Here is a 17,814-nt window from a genome sequence, read left to right on the forward strand (position 1 = left end):
GGAAGCGGAAGGTTCGGGGCAGTACTCATGATCGGCTCCTCCACGAAGCGGTCCGCGGGCCCATACCTGGGGACAAGCCTAGAGTGGTCGGCCGCCGGGCAGGTCGGATCCGGGCGAACCCCAACCAGCCTGGTCTCAGTTCTGGTCTCATTCGCCCTCGTCCAGCCCCGTCCGGACAGGGTCACCCCGAACCCTCCGCCGCAGTTCAGGACGCCCCGACCCCCGCCGGACCCCCGTACGAACATTTGGAAAGCGTGTTGGGGGCAACCCCTCACGAGTTCGAATCTCGTATCCTCCGCAGTCGCCTGACCAGGCGAAACGAAGACCCCGGACCGCTTCAGCGGCCGGGGTCTTCGGCATGCTCTGGTCTCAGCTCCAGTCTCACTCATTTCCGACATTCGCGACATTCTTTGGGATGCGTCGCGACGCCTCCCCCGCGAGGGCCTAACGCCCGGACCGGCAGGCGCATGCCACAAGCCAGACCGACGGAAAGAGGAGTATGTTTTATGGAGGCGTACTTCTATATCTGGAGCAGCTCGTGGACAAGCCTGCCGAGATGTTCGACCGGGATTACGAGTGGTCGGCGCTGAGCCGGTTCATCGCCGATCCTCAGCCAGGAGCGACCCTGGGTGTGGTCTCCGGGCGTCGCCGCCAAGGCAAGACGTTCCTACTGGATGCCGCCTGCCGTGCCGCCGGAGGGTTCTATTTCGGTGCGACCGAGGCCGCCGATGCCGAGTCGCTACGGCGGATCAGCGCAGCGCTGACCGCGCACGTCCGCCCCGCGAGCCCGTTCCACTTCGCCAACTGGGCAGAGGCCGTCGACGCTCTGCTCGCGCTCGGCGCCGAGCGGCCCGTCCCCGTGGTGATCGACGAGTTTCCTTACCTCGCCAAGGCCAACCCGGAGCTGCCCTCGCTCATCCAGGAGGCGTTGCGGCCTCTGCGTGACCAGCGCACCGGCTCCCGTACCCGGCTGCTGCTGTGCGGCTCGGCGCTGTCCTTCATGGGCCGACTGCTGTCGGGCAACGCCCCACTGCGCGGACGGGCCGGACTGGAACTGGTCGTCCGCCCCCTGGACCACCGCCTCGCCGCCGAGTTCTGGGGCATCACCGACCCCCACCTGGCCATGAAGGTGAACGCGATCGTGGGCGGCACTCCCGCCTACCGGCGCGAATTCGCACGCGGCGACTCGCCAAAGGGGCCGGACGACTTCGACGACTGGGTCGTCCGCACCGTCCTCAATCCCGAAACCCCTCTCTTCCGCGAGGCCCGCTATCTACTGGCCGAAGAACCCGACCTCCGCGACACCGCCCTGTACCTGTCCGTCCTGGCCGCCGTCGCCGACGGCAACGCCACACGCGGGGGCATGGCCGGCTACCTGGAACGCAAGGCCACCGACATCGCCCATCCCATCAACGTCCTCGAAGACGCGGGCCTGCTGCACCGGGACGCGGACGTCTTCCGCGACAACCGGCCCACCTACCGCATCGCCGAACCGCTGATCGGCTTCTACCACGCGATCATGCGACCGGTCTGGGACCAGCTCGAACGCCCCGGCAGCGCGCCACGGGTCTGGCAGGCCAGCCGTCGCCGCTTCGTCAGCAATGTCCTCGGGCCCCATTTCGAACAGGTCTGCCGCGACTGGGCATTGCATCACGCCGACCCCGAGCTCCTGGGCGGTCTGCCCGCCCGCGTCGGACACGGCGTCGTCCACGACGCCAAGGCCCGCACCGGCCACGAGGTCGATGTCGCGGCCATCGGAATCGCCGACGGCGCCAAGCCTCCACTCCTGGCCATCGGGGAAGCCAAGTGGAACGACACCATGGGCATCGCCCACATCGAGCGCCTCCGGCACATCCGCGACCTCACCGCCCAGGCCGGGCGCTACGACACGACCAACACCCGGCTCATCTGCTTCAGCGGAGCCGGATTCAACGACAAGGCACACGTCGTAGCGGCAGCCGACCCGGACATCCGATTGATCGACCTGGCTACTCTCTACGGCCAGGTCTGACATCTCGGCGTCGCCGGAAGGTCAGCCTTCGGCACCTCGCAGCACCGCCAGCAGTTCCCCTACTGTTCCTTCAGTACGGGAAGCAGGTAGATCAGCACCATGGTGAGTGACGTCGGCAGGCAGAAGCCCACGATTGCCCTCCAAAGTTGGTAGCGGCGACCGGTCCACCACTTGTCCAGGAAGGGGAGAAGAAGGCTGCTGATAGCCAGCAGCAGCGTGCCCTGCAACACCAGCGCTACATCACCGCGCGCCAAGCCGAATGCCTGACAGGCCCAGCCGTACAGGAGGGCCCCGATCAGGACCAGGCTAGGCAAGAAGATGATCGCAAGCCGACGCCCTGCTCTCCGCTCCGCGGCCTCCATCTCGGGAGTGACGATCTTGACGCGAACGTAGCGGGGCATGTCTCTCCAAGGACCGCGTGTGCCAGGTAAGTAGAGCTGCAGCAGCGTATCGATCCCATCGAACGCACGTGCCGATATGCGCGAGCCCAGACAGCCACCCCTGACACTGTGATGACACTCTTCGAGGACAAGCGGAACTACCGACGGTGAACGCCGCTCTCTACCTGATCGACACCAGCGCCCTCGCCCGCTTCATGCGCGGCGACGCGGAGCAGTACGGCTGGGACCAGGCGGCGGCCGCCGGCCTGATCGCCACGTGCCCCATCACGGAGCTGGAGTTCTTCCACAGCGCCCGATCAGCCGCCGACCGGACGCGCGGGATCGAGGACGTCCGCCTGATCTTCGGCTGGGTCCCGGTCGACGACCGGGCCTGGCAGGTCCAGGAAGCCCTCGCCGAACAAGGCAAGCAGCGCAGCGCCGGTGCGGTGGACCTCGTCGTCGCCGCGACCGCCGAGCTGCAGGGACTCACTCTTCTGCACAGTGACCACGACTTCGAAGGCATCGCCGCAGTAACCGGCCAGCCCCTCCAGTGGTACGGCCCTCGGGCCGCAAGTAGCCGGGCGGTGGTTGCAGTCCTGGTTGCATCCACCCTCGTCCAGCCCCGTTCGAAGGGGCCGTACCGAACGCTCCGTCGCAGGTCAGGACGGGTGGGGCGCCCGCCGGACGGGCGCCGATCCGATGCGACCGGGCGCGGACGCGGTCCGGCGGGGCTCTCGGCCGGGGTCAGCCGAAGGTCGGCATCTCGCCTACCGTCGTCGACATGTCGATCACCGCGAAGGCGGCGCCCTGCGGGTCCGTGACCGCCGCGAAGCGGCCGAACGGGCTGTCCATCGGGCCGAAGTGCAGCTTCCCGCCGTGCTTCTGGGTCTTCGACACCGCCTCGTCGCAGTCCGGGACCCCGAAGTAGACGTGGACGTACGGCGGCAGCTCCGGCGGGAAGTCGTCGTCCATCTTCATCCGGCCCAGCACCGGCTGCGCCGGCGCGCCGAGGCTGAAGACCTTGAAGTCCACGTCGGCCATCTCCGGATCGTCTCCCGGGTCCATCTGCTCGACGGCGTACGGGAAGACCTTCGGCAGGAAGGCGTCCGGCTTGGCCGGCTCCCGGGTGAAGACCTCCGCCCAGGCGTAGGAACCCGCCTCGCCCATCTTCTCGAAGCCCTTGTGCTCGCCCGGCTGCCAGACGCCGAAGACGGCGCCGCTCGGCTCCTTCGCGATGAGCATCGTGCCGAGGGCGCCGACCTGCATCGGGCCCATGAGGACCTCACCGCCGTTGGCGGTCACCTTCCCGGCGGTGGCCGCCGCGTCGGGCGAGGCGAGGTACAGACACCACTGCGAGGGGGCGTCGATCCCGGGCATCGGCGGTACGACGGCCGCGACGGCCTTGCCGTCGGAGTAGGCCTGCGTGTAGTTGCCGTACTCGCTGCTGGACTCGCCGAAGGTCCAGCCCAGCACGTCGCCGTAGAAGGTCTTGGCGGCCTCCACGTCCCTGAACATCGCGTCCACCCAGCACGGCGCGCCTTCGGGGAACTCTTGCATGTTCGATCGACTCCTCGGCTCGTTCGCGGCTGTCGTCGTACTCACGCTAGGCGCGCGGTGTGCCGACCGCGCGGGGAGCGCGCCCGCGCGGGACGCTGGAGCCATGGACAAGGACATCACCATCCGGCTGGCGCAGCAGCCCGAGGCCGACGCGCTGCTCGGCCGGAGCCCGCTCGCCGCGCTCGTCGGAATGCTGCTGGACCAGCAGGTACCGATGGAGTGGGCGTTCTCGGGGCCCTGGACGATCGCCCAGCGGATGGGCGCGGACGACCTGGACGCGCACGCCATCGCCGCGTACGACCCGGAGGCCTTCGCCGCCCTGCTCTCCGAGAAGCCCGCCGTGCACCGGTATCCGGGCTCGATGGCGACGCGGATCCAGCAGCTGTGCGCGTATCTGGTGGAGCACTACGGCGGGAGCGCCGAAGCCGTGTGGGCCGACGCCGCGACGGGGCGGGAGCTGCTGGGGCGCCTCAAGGCGCTGCCGGGCTTCGGGGAGCAGAAGGCGCAGATCTTCCTCGCCTTGCTGGGCAAGCGGTTCGGGGTGCGGCCGACGGGCTGGCGGGAGGCCGCGGGCGGCTACGGCCAGGCGAACGTCTACCGTTCGGCGGCCGACATCACCGGGCCGGAGTCCCTGGCCAGGGTGCGGGCGCACAAGCAGGAGATGAAGGCCGCAGCCAAGGCCGCGAAGGCCGCCGGGGGCGCATGAGCGGGTGCCCGCGCCGGTTGCCGGGCCGGTTGCCGGGCCGATTCCCGAGCCGGTTGCCGCGCCGATTCCCACGCCGATTCTTGAGCTGGCTCCCGAGCTGGCCCCCGGCCTGGGTCGACCGGCCGCACATGGTCCTGATCGACCCCTGATACCGGTCGATCAGGACCGTAGGTTGGGGGACATGACAGAGTTCGCAACCCGCGCCGCCACCGCCGAAGCCATCCAGGACGCCCCCGGCAGCCTCATCACGCTGCTGACCGACACCGCCGAGCTGACCTGCAACACCGCCACCTTCGAGGAGGGCGCGGCAGGCGCCCCGGTGCACTTCCACACCAGGGCCACCGAGTTCTTCCACGTCACCGCCGGACGCCTCGACGTCCTGGTCGGCGACGAGATCCAGACCCTGGACGCCGGCGACTTCATCGCGATCCCGCCGGGCGTCAAGCACGCCTTCGCCCCCGCCGCCGGCCACACGGCGAGCGTCTTCGTCGGCTTCACCCCCGGCATGGGCCGCTTCGACTACTACCGCCTCCTCGGCCGGGTCAACGCGGGCGAGGCCACCGTGCAGGACATCAAGGACAGCTCGGCGACCTATGACAACCACTACGCCGAGAGCCCCGCCTGGAGCGGCCGCCGCCGCAGCGCCGAGCCGTAGACCACGTCCGCGTCGAGGCGGCGCAGTTCCTCCGCGATCAGTTCGGCGCCGCTGCGGATCTTCAGGGCCACCCTGCGGTCGGGGCTCCCCGGCAGGATCAGGGTGGCCAGCGCGCCCGCGGGCCGGTCCACCCGGATCTCCCCGCCCGTGGTGCGCAGCACCACCCCGGTGATGACCGGGCCGTCGGTCGCGACCCGGTCCACCGGGACCCCGAGCCGGTCCTCCAGCCAGCGCGCCAGCAGCTCGGCGCTCGCGTTGTCCGGCTCGCTCTCCACCGCCGCACCGGTCACCGGCAGAGGCTTCTGGTCCAGGGCGGCGGCCAGCAGGGCCCGCCACGGCGTCAGCCGGGTCCAGGCCAGGTCCGTGTCGCCGGGCTGGTAGCCGGCGGCCCGCTCGTCGAGCACGCCCACAGGGTCGAAGGCGGCGGCCGCGTCCGTGATCCGACGCTGCGCGAGCGCGCCCAGCGGGTCCCGTGCCAGGTCGGCGGGGGCATCGCCTGGCCACCACGCCACCACCGGCGCGTCCGGCACCAGCAGCGGCAGTACGACCGACCCGGCCTGCTCGGTCAGCGCCCCGTGCAGGCGCAGCAGTACGAGTTCGCCGGCCCCGGCGTCCGACCCGACCCGCAGCTCGGCGTCGACCCGGCTCGCGCGCAGCTTGTGCGGGCCGCGCGAGACCCGCTTGATGACCGCGATGATGCGGCACGGGTGCTCACGCGAGGCCTCGGAGGCCGCGCGTACGGCGTCGTAGGCGTTCTCCTCGTCGGTGACGACGACGAGCGTCAGCACCAGACCCATGGTGGGGCTGCCTATCGCCCGGCGTGCTGCGAGCAGGGCCCGGTTGACCTTGCTGGACGTGGTGTCGGTGAGTTCGGTCCGCATGCACCGAGTCTGTCACCGCGTCATCTGCGCCTGCGCGCCGTACCGAAGACGGAGCGCGAGATCTCGCGGCCCAGCTGCGTGCCGATCGAGCGGGCCAGCGAGCGGAACAGCCCGCTGCCCACCACCTGCTCGGCCAGCGAGGGCTCCGACTTCGGGGCGCCGCGCCCGTCCGCCCTCGTGCTCTCCTTCTCCGCCGCCTTGGCCTGCTCCTCGGCCTCGGCCGCCGCCGCTGCGGCCTCCGCCTGCGCCTCCGCCGCGGCCTGCTCGGCGCTGATCCTCTCGTACGCCGACTCGCGGTCGACGGGCTCCGCGTAGCGCGACCAGAGCAGCGAGGCGTGCACGGCCCGCTCCAGGCCGGCGGCCCCGATCGGGCCCATCAGCGACTGCGGGGCGCGCAACCGGGTCGCGGCGACGGGAGTGGGGGCGCCGCTCTCGCTGAGCACGGTGACGACCGCCTCTCCGGTCCCCAGCCCGGTGAGCAGCTCCTCAAGGTCGTAAGCGGAGTGCGGGAAGGTCCTCACCGTCGCCTTCAGCGCCTTGGCGTCGTCGGGGGTGAAGGCGCGCAGGGCGTGTTGCACGCGGTTGCCGAGCTGGCCGAGCACGTCGGCCGGCACGTCCTTGGGCGTCTGGGTCACGAAGAAGACGCCGACGCCCTTGGAGCGGATCAGCCGGACGGTCTGGGTGACCGACTGGAGGAAGGCCTTCGAGGCCCCGTTGAAGAGCAGGTGGGCCTCGTCGAAGAAGAAGACGAGCTTGGGCCTGTCCAGGTCGCCGACCTCGGGCAGGTCGTTGTAGAGGTCGGCCAGCAGCCACATCAGGAAGGTGGAGAAGAGCTGCGGCTTGTCCTGGACCGACGGGAGTTCCAGTACGGAGACCACCCCGCGGCCGTCGGCGGCCGTACGCAGGAACTCGCCGGTGTCGAACTCGGGCTCGCCGAAGAACTCCGTGGCGCCTTGCGCCTCGAAGGCGGTCAGGGCCCGCAGGATCACCCCGGCGGTCACGGTGGACAGGCCGCCGATGCCCTTGAGTTCCGCCTTCCCCTGGTCGGAGACGAGGAAGGCGACGACCGCGCGCAGGTCCTTGAGGTCGATCAGCTCCAGGCCCTTGGTGTCGGCGTAGTGGAAGATCAGGGCGAGGGACTGCTCCTGCGTCTGGTTGAGCCGGAGCACCTTCGACATCAGCACCGGGCCGAAGGCGGTGACGGTCGACCGGACCGGGATGCCGGGGCCGATCCCGCCCAGCGAGTAGAACTCGCCCGGGAATCCGGTGGGCTCCCAACTCTGGGCCACATCCCGGGCCCGCTCGTCGATCCGTTCGCCGGGCGTGCCGGGAGCCGTGATCCCCGAGACGTCGCCCTTGATGTCGGCGAGGAAGACGGGGACGCCGTTGGCCGACAGCTGCTCGGCGATGAGCTGGAGCGTCTTGGTCTTACCGGTGCCGGTGGCACCCGCGACCAGCCCGTGCCGGTTGAGCATCGCCAGCGGGATGCGGATCTGACGGTCGGGCAGGCACGCGCCGTCCCAGAGGAGAGCCCCCAGGTCGAGCGCGGGTCCGGTGAAGGCGTAGCCGGCGGCGATCTGCCCGGCCGGGTCCACCGGGTCGGCCGCGTCCGCCGCGTCGGCCGGGTCCGCCGAGTCCGTCCGGTCCGCCGAGTCGGCAGCCGGGGCCGTCTGGCCCGTCCGGTCCGCCGCAGCATCGGTGGCGTCGGTGCTCTCACTCATGGATCACTCCCCATATGGCACTCTTCATCACTTTTGCACCACCCTTGCGAGGCTGCGCCCGCAGGCACGGGCCCGGTAGGCTTTCCGTGTGATCTTCAAGCGCATCGGAAGCGGGCGGCCGTACCCCGACCACGGCAGGGAAACCACCCGGCAGTGGGCGGACGTCGCGCCGCGCCCGGTCCGGCTCGACCAGCTCGTGACGACCAAGGGCCAGCTGGACCTCGAAACGCTGCTCGCCGAGGACTCGACGTTCTACGGCGACCTCTTCGCCCACGTCGTGAAGTGGCAGGGCGACCTCTACCTGGAGGACGGGCTGCACCGTGCCGTCCGCGCGGCTCTGCAGCAGCGTCAGGTGCTGCACGCCCGCGTCCTCGAGATGGACTGACGCTTCGCGTAGATTGCGCCTTTCGGGTCACCATTGACCTATCAGCAGATCATTTAGTAGGCATCGCCACCGGGTCGCATTACGCTGCGCCCATGAGCATGCTCACTCCCCCCGGCATGGGCGGAAAGTACCGCGTCACGGGGACCGCCTACCCCCGCATGAGCCGTAAGCGGAGCCGACGTCGGATCGTCCTCGCCGTGCTCGGCTCGGCCCTCGCGCTTGCCCTGGTCGGCTACGGGGCACTGCAGCTCATCGACGTGTTCCAGGGCGACAGCCCGAAGCGGAACACGGCTGCCGGTGCCAAGGACTGCCCTACGAAATCACCCGAGGCCGCTGCCAAGGGCGGCGCGCCCGCGGCCGCCGCCACGGCGTCCGCCCCCGTCAAGCCGGCGGTCGTACTTCCCCCGCCCGGCGAGATCACGGTCAACGTCTACAACGCGACCCCGCGCGCGGGCCTGGCCAAGGCCGTCGGCGACGAGCTCGCCAAACGCGGCTTCGTCGTCGGCAGCGTCGGCAACGCCCCGGCCGACTTCGACAAGAAGGTCCCCGGTACCGGGATACTGCTGGGCTCCCCGACGACCGACAAGGCCGTCTTCGCCGTACTCGGCACCCAGCTCGCCGGCACCACCCAGCAGACCGACACCCGTGAGACCGCGGACGTCGACCTGATCCTGGGCGACGCCTTCACCGAGCTCAGCACGGAGGCGGACGCGGACAAGGCGCTGGCCCTGCTGGCCAACCCCGTGCCCGCGCCCGCCAAGAACTGCTGAGCCGCCCGCGGATGTACGGCTCGGCGCAGGCCCCCGCCGAGCCGTACATCCGGACGGCCGGACAGCCGGGTAGTTCGGCCGGCCGGACATCCGGCCGGCCGGGGGCTACTCCGCCGAGCCGTACATCCGGTCGCCGGCGTCGCCGAGGCCCGGAACGATGTAGCCGTGCTCGTTGAGCCGCTCGTCCACCGCGGCCGTCACGACCGTCACCGGCGTGCCCGCCAGGTCGCGCTCCATGACCTCGACGCCCTCCGGCGCCGCCAGCAGCACCACGGCCGTGACGTCGTCGGCGCCGCGCTTGATCAGCTCCTGGATCGCCGCGACGAGCGTGCCGCCGGTGGCGAGCATCGGGTCCACGACGTAGACCTGCCGTCCGGAGAGGTCCTCCGGCATGCGGGTCGCGTACGTGGAGGCCTCCAGAGTCTCCTCGTTGCGGACCATGCCCATGAAGCCCACCTCGGCGGTCGGCAGCAGCCGCACCATGCCGTCGAGCATGCCGAGGCCGGCCCGCAGGATCGGGACGATCAGCGGCCGGGGGGCCGAGAGCTTCACGCCGGTGGTCGAAGCCACCGGGGTCTCGATGTCGGCCTGCTCGGTGCGCACGTCGCGGGTGGCCTCGTACGCGAGCAGGGTCACCAGCTCGTCCGCCAGCCGCCGGAACGTGGCGGAGTCGGTGCGCTTGTCGCGCAGGGTGGTGAGTTTGTGCGCCACCAAGGGGTGATCGACGACCTGCAAACGCACAACATCCTCCAAAACTCAGCCTGCGACCTGCAAAAACGGTCGCCCGACGCGACCTGCACCCAAAAGGCTACGCGCTGACGCGGCCCCTTCGCGTCCGAAGCGGCGGCCACGCCCGCGAAGGCCTGCGGATGCGGCCCTCGCGGAGGCCCAGCACGCTGGACTGATGAGCCACGCACCGGTGATCGCAGCCGTCGACGGGTCCGAGCACAGCCTCAAGGCCCTCCAGTGGGCGCGGGGCGCCGCCCTGCGGCACGGTACCGGGCTGCTCATCGCCCATGTACTGCCCGACCACGCCCAGTTGTACGCGGGCCGCCGGGCGGCGCTGCACGACGCCTCCGAGCCGGGGGACTACCCCGACCCCGTGCACGACTGGGTCCGCAGCATGCTGGGCGGGAGCGCCGCGCTGCCCGACGGGGTCCGCTACGAGTCGCTGGAGGGCTCCGTCCCCGAGGCACTGCGGGTGATCGGAGCGGGGGCCATGATGCTCGTGATGGGTTCGCGGGGCCGCGGCGGCTTCGCCAGCCTGCTGCTCGGATCGAGCAGCAGGGCGGTGGCCTCGACCGCCCCGTGCCCCGTCGTGGTGGTCCCGCACGCCGACCGCGCCGCGGGCCGTGACACGGGCCGTGACGCCGGCCGCGACACCGGGGCGGCCGGCTCCGAGGTGTCCGCAGGGCGTGTGGTGCTCGGGCTGCACGCTGCCGAGACCCCCGACGACGTGCTCTCCTTCGCCTTCGAGGAGGCGGCCGTGCGGGGGACCACCGTCCAGGTGGTCTCCGCGTACGCCGTCCCGCCCGCGCCGGCCCTGGTGATCGACAGGCCCTTCGAGGTGGTCCCGCCGGAGGGTCTCGCCGACGAGGGGGACGGCGTACCGGCCGAACGGGAGATGCTCCGCTCCCAGACCCGGCGCCTGGAGCCGCTGCGCACGCGCTACCCGGACGTCCCCGTGGAACAGGCCGCGGTCCCCGGCGACCCCGCCGGCCGGCTGGTCGACGCCTCCCGGTCGGCGGCCCTGGTGGTGGTCGGCCGGCACCACCCGCGGCGCACCGCCATGTCGCTGCAGATCGGCTCGGTGGCCCATGCCGTACTGCACCACGCACACGGCCCGGTCGCGATCGTCCCGACCCTCAAGGACGACGTCTGACCTGCACAGGGGTGGCATCAAACGCCCTGTGCGGGGGAAGGTGGGTGCAGGGGGAAACGACCGACCAGCCCAGGGTGGTGGCCGATGCCCGACACGCAGCCGAGCGACGACGCTCCGGAGACGGCGGCGCAGCGCCGAGCACGCCGCGCGCAGTTCCTGCGTGACCTGATGGAGGCCCGCGCCCTGCGTGATCGCGTACAGCCCCGCCGCGCCCGCGCGGCCCGTATGCGCCAGCAGATGCGGATGCGCACGTTCCGCTGGTGAACCGGGCCGGCCCCGGCGCGACACGAGCGGCCCGTCGGGCAACCGGCGCGACCCCCGTCGACCCCGAAACGCCCCGGCGCCGCAACCCCGCACCGGGCCCGGCGGGGCACGGCGCGGCACGACGCAAGCGCGGAAGACCTCTCGCAAAGCCGCTGTTTCTGCCACGATGCCGATTGGGCGGGGCAGGGCGGCGAGCAGCACGGCCGCTTTCGTCCCAACCTCCGGCCGGGGGGACCTCCAACCGGCACGCCTAAGACCAGTGGGAGAGTCACGGTGTATTTCGCCGCACTGCTCGCGCGCACCGAAGACGGGTGGGAAGCGAGCGACATGGAACTCGACGATGTCGAGTCCCTCAGTGATCTGATCGATCTCGCCCGGTCCGCCGCTGTCGACGACGACACGGTGGTCGCCCTCATCGAGGAGGAGGACGCCTGGTTCGGCGTCGTCCGCGTGGACGGCGAGGAGGACCCGCGGTATTTCGTGTCGAACGCCGCCGCGGCCGCCCGCAGCTCCTACGGCTCGATGCTGACCAAAGAGCTGCTGGGCAGCGACGAGGAGGACGACGAACTCGACGAGCTGGACCTGGACGGCACCGAGGACGGCGAGGAGGACGCCATCGCCGCGTTCACGGACGAGGACTCCGACGAGGACGGGGAGCGCGGGGCCGGCTCCGAGCCGGTACCGGCCGGTCCGCTCGGCGATCCCCGGCTGCTGGACGATCTCGGCGTGACCAACAAGCAGCTGATGACCCTCGACGGAGACGCCCTCTCGGAGATCGCCGAGTCCCTCGGCGCCACCGAGGTCCTGGAGGCCGTCCGCTAGTGCTCACCGCGAACACCACCGATCCCGTCGACCCCGTACGGGACCCGTGGCGGGACTCCATGCGCCTGGCGCTCCAGGAGGCCGCCCGGGCGGTGCCGGCCGGCGACGTGCCGGTCGGCGCCGTCGTGCTGGGCCCGGACGGGGAACTCCTCGCCACCGGGTACAACGAGCGCGAGGCGAGCGGCGACCCCACGGCGCACGCCGAGGTCCTGGCACTGCGCAGGGCCGCCGCCAAACTCGGGGAATGGCGGCTTCCGGGGTGCACCCTCGTGGTCACCCTGGAGCCGTGCGTGATGTGCGCCGGCGCGCTCGTTCAGTCGCGCGTCGCCCGGGTCGTCTACGGCGCGGACGACGACAAGGCGGGCGCCGCCGGGTCGCTGTGGGACCTCGTACGGGACCGCAGGCTCAACCACAGGCCGGAGGTGGTGCGCGGGGTGCTCGGCGACGAGTGCGCACGGCAGCTGACGGACTTCTTCCGCGATCTGTGACCGGGCTCGCGTGGAGCCTGGTGAAGCCCGTGGTGAGGCCCGTGGTGGGCTCGCGGCGGGGCTCGCTCATACCGATTTCAGCGGATGGGGTTCCTTAGGCTAGGATCCATCTCGGTAGTGTGTCCGAGTGGCCGAAGGAGCTCGCCTCGAAAGCGAGTATGGGGCAACCCATCGGGGGTTCAAATCCCTCCACTACCGCTCCGATCGAGAGCCCCGCCCCGCAAGGGTCGGGGCTCTCGGCGTGTTCGGGGGTGTTCCGGGCCGTCCGCCGGCGTCGCACACTCCGTCCGGCGTCCCGTCCGACGCTCCGTCCGGCGGCCGGTCCGACGGTCGACCGATCGGCTCTCCGGAGGACAGCGCCGTGACCGCCCGCCCCGTCGGCCGTTGACACGGCATGACCAAGACCCAGCGCATCCTCGCCGCCTTCGCCCTCGCGGGGGCCGCCGCGGGCCTCGCCGCACCCGCCGCCTCCGCGGACACGGCCCCGATCTCCCCGCTCACCCTCCCGGACGTGCCGATCCCCGCGCCCGGAATGCCCGCCGGGGCCCAGCCCGCCTCCGTCCAGGAGGTCGTCGGGAAGGTCGGCGACGGCGCGAACGGCCTCAACGCGCTGATGGACCTGCCCAACCAGCTGGCGCCCGTGATCGCCCCGGTCCAGCCCCTCACCGACCTGGCCGGCGCCATCCAGTGACCGCCGCTCACCCGAGGCACGCGAAGAAGGCCCCCACCGGGGTCGGGACCTTCGACGTGTAGGACGGGGGAAGTGGCATCGGGGGGACAAGCCACTTCCCCCGACGAGGACGGGCCTGCCGGTCCGGGCCGCGGTCAGGGGGAAGCTCGCGGCCCGGACCCCGCAGTGAGGCCCTGTCCCTCACCCGCCGGTTTCCTGCCAGAACCGGTGGGCTCACATCAATCCTGTGCCCGCCGCAACCGCCGGCCGCCCGGCAAAGGGCCCGGAGTACCGGGTCATTGGTCCTTAAAGGACAGGTGAGTGCCCAAACCTGACCGGTTAGACTCACCCGACTTGCAAGGACCGGTTGGGGAGGCCGCCCGCACGTGGACACCAAGAAGCTCATCACGGGTGCCCTCACCGTATTCGCCCTCTTCGTGATCATCACTCAGCCGAAGCGAGCCGCCGAGATCGTGGAAATAGGGTTCCAGGGGATATCGGATGCCGCCTCCGGCATCGGCGAGTTCATAACCGAACTGGTGCGCTGACCCGTACGCCGAAGCGGTTCCCGGACTTCCGGCCCCCCACTCGACGGGTGGGGGGCTTTTTGCGCACCCATCGCCGGGCATAATGCCCCGATATGCCCAACTTGCCCTCAACACGGAGATATACGGTGCTTGCACACAGTGCACATCTCTTGTGATGCTATGACCGCTTTTGACGGATGAGTTGACTGAAGGGGTGGCGTGACCGTGCCGGCCAGTACTGCGCCTCAAGTGCCACCCCGACAGGACCCCCAAGTACCGCCCCAGCAGGAGCCCCGGACGGGAACCCTCCAGCCACAGCCGCCCGAGGAGCCCCCGGCCGCCCTCCCGACAGCCCCGGCGGTCCCGGGAGCCCCGGGACTTCCGGCAGTCCCGGGAGCCCCGGGAGCCACTTCGGGCCCGGGGGTCCCTGCGGTCCCGGCGGCCCCGAGACCGGCCGGCCGCGGTGCGGACACCCGGGCCCTCACCCAGGTCCTGTTCGGCCAGCTGAAGGGCCTCCAGCCGGGCACCAGCGAGCACGCGCGGGTCCGTGGGGCCCTGATCGAGGCGAACCTCCCGCTGGTCCGGTACGCGGCCGCCCGCTTCCGCAGCCGCAACGAGCCGATGGAGGACGTGGTCCAGGTCGGCACCATCGGCCTGATCAACGCCATCGACCGCTTCGACCCGGACCGCGGCGTGCAGTTCCCGACCTTCGCCATGCCGACGGTCGTGGGCGAGATCAAGCGGTACTTCCGCGACAACGTCCGCACCGTCCACGTCCCGCGCCGCCTCCACGAGCTGTGGGTGCAGGTCAACGCCGCCACCGAGGACCTCACCACCCTCCACGGCCGCACCCCGACCACCGCCGAGATCGCCGAGCGGCTGCGCATCAGTGAGGACGAGGTGCTGTCCTGCATCGAGGCCGGGCGCAGCTACCACGCGACCTCACTGGAGGCCGCCCAGGAGGGCGACGGCATGCCCGGACTGCTGGACCGCCTCGGCTACGAGGACCCGGAGCTGGCCGGGGTCGAACACCGCGACCTGGTCCGCCACCTCCTCGTACAACTGCCCGAGCGCGAACAGCGGATCCTGCTCCTGCGGTACTACAACAACCTGACGCAGTCACAGATCAGTGCCGAGCTGGGGGTGTCGCAGATGCACGTCTCCCGGCTGCTGGCCCGCAGTTTCGCCCGGCTGAGATCCGCAAACAGGATCGAGGCCTAACCCGAACGGGTGTAGACCAATCCCGCGTTTCCCGACAGAACGGGCTGATCACGTTCTGCCCCCTTCTGTCGTCGGAGCTATATGTCGATATGGCGCTACAGCGTGTTGCCGACATGTGACATTCTGCGTGAACCGCGTTTGCCGCGGCCCCGCCTCCGGTATTCAGGTGGAAGCTGCGTTCCTCTGACGGGCGCGCCGTACGCGACCGTCCGCGACCTCAAGGGGGTGGCATGTCCGTAGACCAGGGCAGCTCCAAGGTGCTCACGCTCGTAAAGCCCGTGACGCCGCCGGCAGTGTCCGAACGCTCGGAAGCCATCGACACCCGCACCCTCTCCCGCTCGCTCTTCCAGCGACTTGCCACCCTGGACGCGGACAGCCCGGAACGGGCGTATGTACGCGACACACTGATCGAGCTGAACCTGCCCCTCGTGCGGTACGCCGCCGCCCGCTTCCGCAGCCGCAACGAGCCGATGGAGGACATCGTCCAGGTCGGCACGATCGGGCTGATCAAGGCGATCGACCGGTTCGACTGCGAACGCGGCGTGGAGTTCCCGACGTTCGCCATGCCGACCGTCGTGGGCGAGATCAAACGATTCTTTAGGGACACCTCCTGGTCCGTGCGCGTCCCGCGCCGGCTCCAGGAGCTGCGCCTGGCGCTGACCAAGGCCAGCGACGAGCTCGCCCAGAAGCTGGACCGCTCGCCGACCGTCCCGGAACTCGCCGCCGTGCTCGGGGTCTCGGAGGAGGACGTCGTCGACGGCCTCGCCGTCGGGAACGCCTACACGGCCTCCTCGCTCGACTCGCCCTCCCCCGAGGACGAGGGCGGCGAGGGCTCGCTCGCGGACCGCCTCGGCTACGAGGACACCGCGCTCGAAGGCGTCGAGTACCGCGAGTCGCTCAAGCCGCTGCTGGCCAAACTCCCGCCCCGGGAACGGCAGATCATCATGCTGCGCTTCTTCGCGAACATGACGCAGTCGCAGATCGGCGAGGAGGTCGGCATCTCCCAGATGCACGTCTCCCGGCTGCTGACGCGCACGCTCGCGCAGCTGCGCGTGGGCCTGATCGGGGACTGACGCGGGGGCCGGATCGCCGGTGGGGCGATCCGGCGTCGGGCGCTTCCGGACGGACGCCTCCAGACCGGATACTTCCGGAGCGGATGCTTCCCGATCGGACGCTTCCTGCCGTCCGCTTCCCAATTGACGGAACGTCAGGAACACTGGCGCGATGCGAAAGGGATCGCGAGCGGCCACCACCCTGCTCGCCCTGTGCTGCACGGCCGCCGCCGGCCTCACCGGCTGCGGCGGCCCGGAGCGCGAGGGCTTCTCCGCCGTGGGCGCCGCCGCCCCGGGGCCGGAACGGGGCGCCGGCGAGAACGTCGCACCGCGGGGCGGGGTGGAGTTCCAGCAGCTCGGCGGCCCGTCCGCGGCGGGCGGATCCACCGAGTCGTCCGGTACGTCGGCCGGTCCCCCGGGATCGGCGACCGCGGGCGGTTCCACCCCGGGCGGAGCCACGACCACCACACCCGGCGGCTCCGTTGGCACCCCGGCGGCCCCAGGCGGCCCAGGCCGCGCCACCACGCCGCCCGGCACCCCCGACAAGCCGACGAACCCCGCGAGCCCCACCGGCCCCGCGAGCCCCACAGGGCCGACGAGCCCCACCGGCTCTCCCGGCACCACGCCCCCGGCGCCGCCACCCCCGGCCACCCCGGCACAGCTGACGCTGTCCGCGCCGGCCCGGGCCGCCGCGCCCGACCGCTGGTGCGAGCGGGTCACCGTGACCTTCACCAACACCGGCACCACCGCGGCCCGCTCGGGCACGGTCAGCTTCGCCACGCACGTCATCGGCGCCCTCGGCATCGACTGGGCCACGATCACCACGACCCAGCCGCTGCCCGCACCCATCGCGGGCGGAGCTTCGAGGACGCAGACCTACACGGTGTGCCTGGAGGCCTGGCGGGTGCCGCTGGGCATGCACGTGGACACCCGGAAGGTCACCGCGACCTGGGACTGACCGGACGGACCGGACGGACCGCGGTGGGCTCTCGGCCTCAGCGCAGGACCACCCAGGCGGCCGCGCCGATCACGAGCACGAGCGCGAGGACGAGCCCCACCTTCGCGGCCGGGCCCGACGACTTGGACCCCTCCTGCTCGGCACGGCGCTGCTGGCGCGACCCCGGGCCCGCCTGCCGGGCCGGTGCGGCCTCCTCGACGAAAGCCCGGAACATCTGGGTGCTGCCCGCCGGGTCGTAGTTGCCCTCGGGGACCTGTGAGTTGTGGTTCTCAGCCATGGAGCAGGACCCTAGCCGGTTTTCCGATTCTTTTACCGCCCCCACCCCCCGATTCATTTGCCTGTAGCAACCACCGGCTTCTATGGTTGCCTCAAGCAACAAGATGGGGGACTGCCCGGTGCCGACACAGACAACGCGGACCACTCCGCACGAGGAGCTGGCCGGCCGGCTGACCGGAATCGGTGCGGTCAAGCGCGAGCTCGCCCGCAACCTGCCTGCCGACTGCCCGCCCGGCGCCGCCGCCGTGCTCACCGTTCTCGACCGCCACGGCGAGATGCGGCTGAGCCGGCTGGCCGACCTCATGGCCGTCGACATCTCGGTCACCAGCCGGCACGTCACCCACATCGCCGACCGCGGCTGGATCGAGCGCGAGGTGGACCCCGGCGACGGACGATGCCGCATCCTGCGGCTCACCCCGGCCGGGCGGGCGCTGCTCGCCGAGATCGGCGCCCGGTACACGGCCGCCCTGGAAAGAGCGCTCCACGACTGGTCCGCCCAGGACATCGACGTACTCAACACCCTGCTGGCCCGACTCCGATCGAGCTTCTAGCGGAAGGAAAGAAATGGCCCAGTCGGAGACGACGACC

Annotated in this window: 21 protein-coding genes, 1 tRNA gene and 1 pseudogene; 17 read left to right on the plus strand and 6 right to left on the minus strand. The window is 71.1% G+C overall.

Annotation, left to right across the window (positions count from 1 at the left end; all coding sequences use genetic code 11):
• The first annotated feature begins 538 nt into the window (after positions 1-538).
• Complete coding sequence (locus ACFWFZ_RS18915) at positions 539-2,011, plus strand: ATP-binding protein (RefSeq protein WP_387123695.1); 1,473 nt, start codon at positions 539-541, stop codon at positions 2,009-2,011.
• Between the two features lie 59 nt (positions 2,012-2,070).
• Here ACFWFZ_RS18915 and ACFWFZ_RS18920 read toward each other — a convergent pair whose 3' ends face one another.
• The gene (locus ACFWFZ_RS18920; protein ID WP_387123697.1) at positions 2,071-2,412 is read right to left on the minus strand and encodes a hypothetical protein; all 342 of its coding nucleotides are present in this window, start codon (positions 2,410-2,412) and stop codon (positions 2,071-2,073) included.
• A gap of 146 nt (positions 2,413-2,558) precedes the next feature.
• On the opposite strand from ACFWFZ_RS18920, the pseudogene ACFWFZ_RS18925 reads away from it, so the two are divergent.
• A pseudogene (locus ACFWFZ_RS18925) lies at positions 2,559-2,960 on the plus strand (PIN domain nuclease); the annotation flags it as partial.
• 175 nt (positions 2,961-3,135) lie between these two features.
• Here the strand turns inward: ACFWFZ_RS18925 and ACFWFZ_RS18930 are convergent.
• Complete coding sequence (locus ACFWFZ_RS18930) at positions 3,136-3,948, minus strand: VOC family protein (protein WP_387123699.1); 813 nt, start codon at positions 3,946-3,948, stop codon at positions 3,136-3,138.
• 103 nt (positions 3,949-4,051) lie between these two features.
• Here ACFWFZ_RS18930 and ACFWFZ_RS18935 point away from each other — a divergent pair, with 103 nt between their 5' ends.
• Positions 4,052-4,654, plus strand: coding sequence for an HhH-GPD-type base excision DNA repair protein (locus ACFWFZ_RS18935; RefSeq protein ID WP_387123701.1), 603 nt, complete (start codon positions 4,052-4,054; stop codon positions 4,652-4,654).
• A gap of 181 nt (positions 4,655-4,835) precedes the next feature.
• Positions 4,836-5,309: a cupin domain-containing protein gene (locus tag ACFWFZ_RS18940; RefSeq protein WP_387123703.1), complete on the plus strand. Its 474-nt coding sequence runs from the start codon at positions 4,836-4,838 to the stop codon at positions 5,307-5,309.
• On the opposite strand, the gene opcA is transcribed toward ACFWFZ_RS18940, so the two are convergent.
• Complete coding sequence (opcA, locus tag ACFWFZ_RS18945) at positions 5,258-6,190, minus strand: glucose-6-phosphate dehydrogenase assembly protein OpcA (RefSeq protein ID WP_387123705.1); 933 nt, start codon at positions 6,188-6,190, stop codon at positions 5,258-5,260. The genes ACFWFZ_RS18940 and opcA overlap by 52 nt on opposite strands.
• Before the next feature lie 20 nt (positions 6,191-6,210).
• Positions 6,211-7,911 (minus strand): helicase HerA-like domain-containing protein, encoded by a 1,701-nt coding sequence (locus tag ACFWFZ_RS18950; RefSeq protein ID WP_387123707.1) that lies wholly within the window; start codon positions 7,909-7,911, stop codon positions 6,211-6,213.
• Between the two features lie 88 nt (positions 7,912-7,999).
• Between ACFWFZ_RS18950 and ACFWFZ_RS18955 the strand changes: the two genes are divergently transcribed.
• Together ACFWFZ_RS18955 and ACFWFZ_RS18960 are read left to right on the plus strand one after the other, a co-directional pair.
• On the plus strand, positions 8,000-8,296 hold the full coding sequence (locus ACFWFZ_RS18955) for a type II toxin-antitoxin system VapB family antitoxin (protein WP_008740979.1): 297 nt from the start codon (positions 8,000-8,002) through the stop codon (positions 8,294-8,296).
• Between the two features lie 92 nt (positions 8,297-8,388).
• Positions 8,389-9,066: a LytR C-terminal domain-containing protein gene (locus ACFWFZ_RS18960; RefSeq protein WP_387123709.1), complete on the plus strand. Its 678-nt coding sequence runs from the start codon at positions 8,389-8,391 to the stop codon at positions 9,064-9,066.
• A 105-nt stretch (positions 9,067-9,171) separates the two neighbouring features.
• Here the strand turns inward: ACFWFZ_RS18960 and upp are convergent, their stop codons facing one another.
• On the minus strand, positions 9,172-9,807 hold the full coding sequence (gene upp, locus ACFWFZ_RS18965) for a uracil phosphoribosyltransferase (protein WP_387123711.1): 636 nt from the start codon (positions 9,805-9,807) through the stop codon (positions 9,172-9,174).
• A 163-nt stretch (positions 9,808-9,970) separates the two neighbouring features.
• Between upp and ACFWFZ_RS18970 the strand changes: the two genes are divergently transcribed.
• The 10 genes from ACFWFZ_RS18970 to ACFWFZ_RS19015 all read left to right on the plus strand — a co-directional run bounded on the left by ACFWFZ_RS18970 (position 9,971) and on the right by ACFWFZ_RS19015 (position 16,950).
• Positions 9,971-10,948: a universal stress protein gene (locus ACFWFZ_RS18970; protein ID WP_387123713.1), complete on the plus strand. Its 978-nt coding sequence runs from the start codon at positions 9,971-9,973 to the stop codon at positions 10,946-10,948.
• Positions 10,949-11,032: 84 nt separating this feature from the next.
• Complete coding sequence (locus tag ACFWFZ_RS18975) at positions 11,033-11,212, plus strand: hypothetical protein (protein ID WP_030027564.1); 180 nt, start codon at positions 11,033-11,035, stop codon at positions 11,210-11,212.
• A gap of 273 nt (positions 11,213-11,485) precedes the next feature.
• Positions 11,486-12,034: a hypothetical protein gene (locus ACFWFZ_RS18980; protein ID WP_387123715.1), complete on the plus strand. Its 549-nt coding sequence runs from the start codon at positions 11,486-11,488 to the stop codon at positions 12,032-12,034.
• A 59-nt stretch (positions 12,035-12,093) separates the two neighbouring features.
• A complete protein-coding gene (gene tadA / locus ACFWFZ_RS18985) occupies positions 12,094-12,522 on the plus strand; it encodes a tRNA adenosine(34) deaminase TadA (RefSeq protein WP_387123956.1) in 429 nt (142 codons plus the stop codon).
• A 113-nt stretch (positions 12,523-12,635) separates the two neighbouring features.
• Positions 12,636-12,720 (plus strand) — tRNA-Ser (locus ACFWFZ_RS18990).
• A 196-nt stretch (positions 12,721-12,916) separates the two neighbouring features.
• Positions 12,917-13,213 (plus strand): hypothetical protein, encoded by a 297-nt coding sequence (locus ACFWFZ_RS18995; protein ID WP_387123717.1) that lies wholly within the window; start codon positions 12,917-12,919, stop codon positions 13,211-13,213.
• Positions 13,214-13,578: 365 nt separating this feature from the next.
• Entirely contained in the window at positions 13,579-13,740 is a 162-nt protein-coding gene (locus ACFWFZ_RS19000) for a hypothetical protein (RefSeq protein WP_167344740.1), read from the plus strand.
• Positions 13,741-13,944: 204 nt separating this feature from the next.
• Positions 13,945-14,940, plus strand: a complete 996-nt coding sequence (locus ACFWFZ_RS19005; RefSeq protein WP_387123719.1) for an RNA polymerase sigma factor SigF — start codon at positions 13,945-13,947, stop codon at positions 14,938-14,940.
• 230 nt (positions 14,941-15,170) lie between these two features.
• The gene (locus tag ACFWFZ_RS19010) at positions 15,171-16,013 is read left to right on the plus strand and encodes an RNA polymerase sigma factor SigF (RefSeq protein WP_030027569.1); all 843 of its coding nucleotides are present in this window, start codon (positions 15,171-15,173) and stop codon (positions 16,011-16,013) included.
• Positions 16,014-16,164: 151 nt separating this feature from the next.
• Positions 16,165-16,950, plus strand: coding sequence for a hypothetical protein (locus tag ACFWFZ_RS19015; RefSeq protein WP_387123721.1), 786 nt, complete (start codon positions 16,165-16,167; stop codon positions 16,948-16,950).
• A gap of 37 nt (positions 16,951-16,987) precedes the next feature.
• Here the strand turns inward: ACFWFZ_RS19015 and ACFWFZ_RS19020 are convergent, their stop codons facing one another.
• Complete coding sequence (locus ACFWFZ_RS19020; RefSeq protein ID WP_387123723.1) at positions 16,988-17,227, minus strand: hypothetical protein; 240 nt, start codon at positions 17,225-17,227, stop codon at positions 16,988-16,990.
• A gap of 103 nt (positions 17,228-17,330) precedes the next feature.
• Here ACFWFZ_RS19020 and ACFWFZ_RS19025 point away from each other — a divergent pair, with 103 nt between their 5' ends.
• On the plus strand, positions 17,331-17,777 hold the full coding sequence (locus ACFWFZ_RS19025) for a MarR family winged helix-turn-helix transcriptional regulator (protein ID WP_387123958.1): 447 nt from the start codon (positions 17,331-17,333) through the stop codon (positions 17,775-17,777).
• Positions 17,778-17,814: the final 37 nt, after the last annotated feature.

The organism is Streptomyces sp. NPDC060232 (assembly GCF_042726555.1).
Lineage (GTDB): Bacteria > Actinomycetota > Actinomycetes > Streptomycetales > Streptomycetaceae > Streptomyces.

What these genes read in the sequence shown, in the direction of transcription:
- ACFWFZ_RS18920 (WP_387123697.1), bottom strand. Translation starts at nt 2,412, where the DNA reads ATGCCCCGCTACGTTCGCGTCAAGATCGTCACTCCCGAGATGGAGGCC.
- ACFWFZ_RS18930 (WP_387123699.1), bottom strand. Translation starts at nt 3,948, where the DNA reads ATGCAAGAGTTCCCCGAAGGCGCGCCGTGCTGGGTGGACGCGATGTTC.
- ACFWFZ_RS18935 (WP_387123701.1), top strand. Translation starts at nt 4,052, where the DNA reads ATGGACAAGGACATCACCATCCGGCTGGCGCAGCAGCCCGAGGCCGAC.
- ACFWFZ_RS18940 (WP_387123703.1), top strand. Translation starts at nt 4,836, where the DNA reads ATGACAGAGTTCGCAACCCGCGCCGCCACCGCCGAAGCCATCCAGGAC.
- opcA (WP_387123705.1), bottom strand. Translation starts at nt 6,190, where the DNA reads ATGCGGACCGAACTCACCGACACCACGTCCAGCAAGGTCAACCGGGCC.
- ACFWFZ_RS18950 (WP_387123707.1), bottom strand. Translation starts at nt 7,911, where the DNA reads ATGAGTGAGAGCACCGACGCCACCGATGCTGCGGCGGACCGGACGGGC.
- ACFWFZ_RS18960 (WP_387123709.1), top strand. Translation starts at nt 8,389, where the DNA reads ATGAGCATGCTCACTCCCCCCGGCATGGGCGGAAAGTACCGCGTCACG.
- ACFWFZ_RS18970 (WP_387123713.1), top strand. Translation starts at nt 9,971, where the DNA reads ATGAGCCACGCACCGGTGATCGCAGCCGTCGACGGGTCCGAGCACAGC.
- ACFWFZ_RS18975 (WP_030027564.1), top strand. Translation starts at nt 11,033, where the DNA reads ATGCCCGACACGCAGCCGAGCGACGACGCTCCGGAGACGGCGGCGCAG.
- tadA (WP_387123956.1), top strand. Translation starts at nt 12,094, where the DNA reads ATGCGCCTGGCGCTCCAGGAGGCCGCCCGGGCGGTGCCGGCCGGCGAC.
- ACFWFZ_RS18995 (WP_387123717.1), top strand. Translation starts at nt 12,917, where the DNA reads ATGACCAAGACCCAGCGCATCCTCGCCGCCTTCGCCCTCGCGGGGGCC.
- ACFWFZ_RS19010 (WP_030027569.1), top strand. Translation starts at nt 15,171, where the DNA reads ATGTCCGTAGACCAGGGCAGCTCCAAGGTGCTCACGCTCGTAAAGCCC.
- ACFWFZ_RS19015 (WP_387123721.1), top strand. Translation starts at nt 16,165, where the DNA reads ATGCGAAAGGGATCGCGAGCGGCCACCACCCTGCTCGCCCTGTGCTGC.
- ACFWFZ_RS19020 (WP_387123723.1), bottom strand. Translation starts at nt 17,227, where the DNA reads ATGGCTGAGAACCACAACTCACAGGTCCCCGAGGGCAACTACGACCCG.
- ACFWFZ_RS19025 (WP_387123958.1), top strand. Translation starts at nt 17,331, where the DNA reads ATGGGGGACTGCCCGGTGCCGACACAGACAACGCGGACCACTCCGCAC.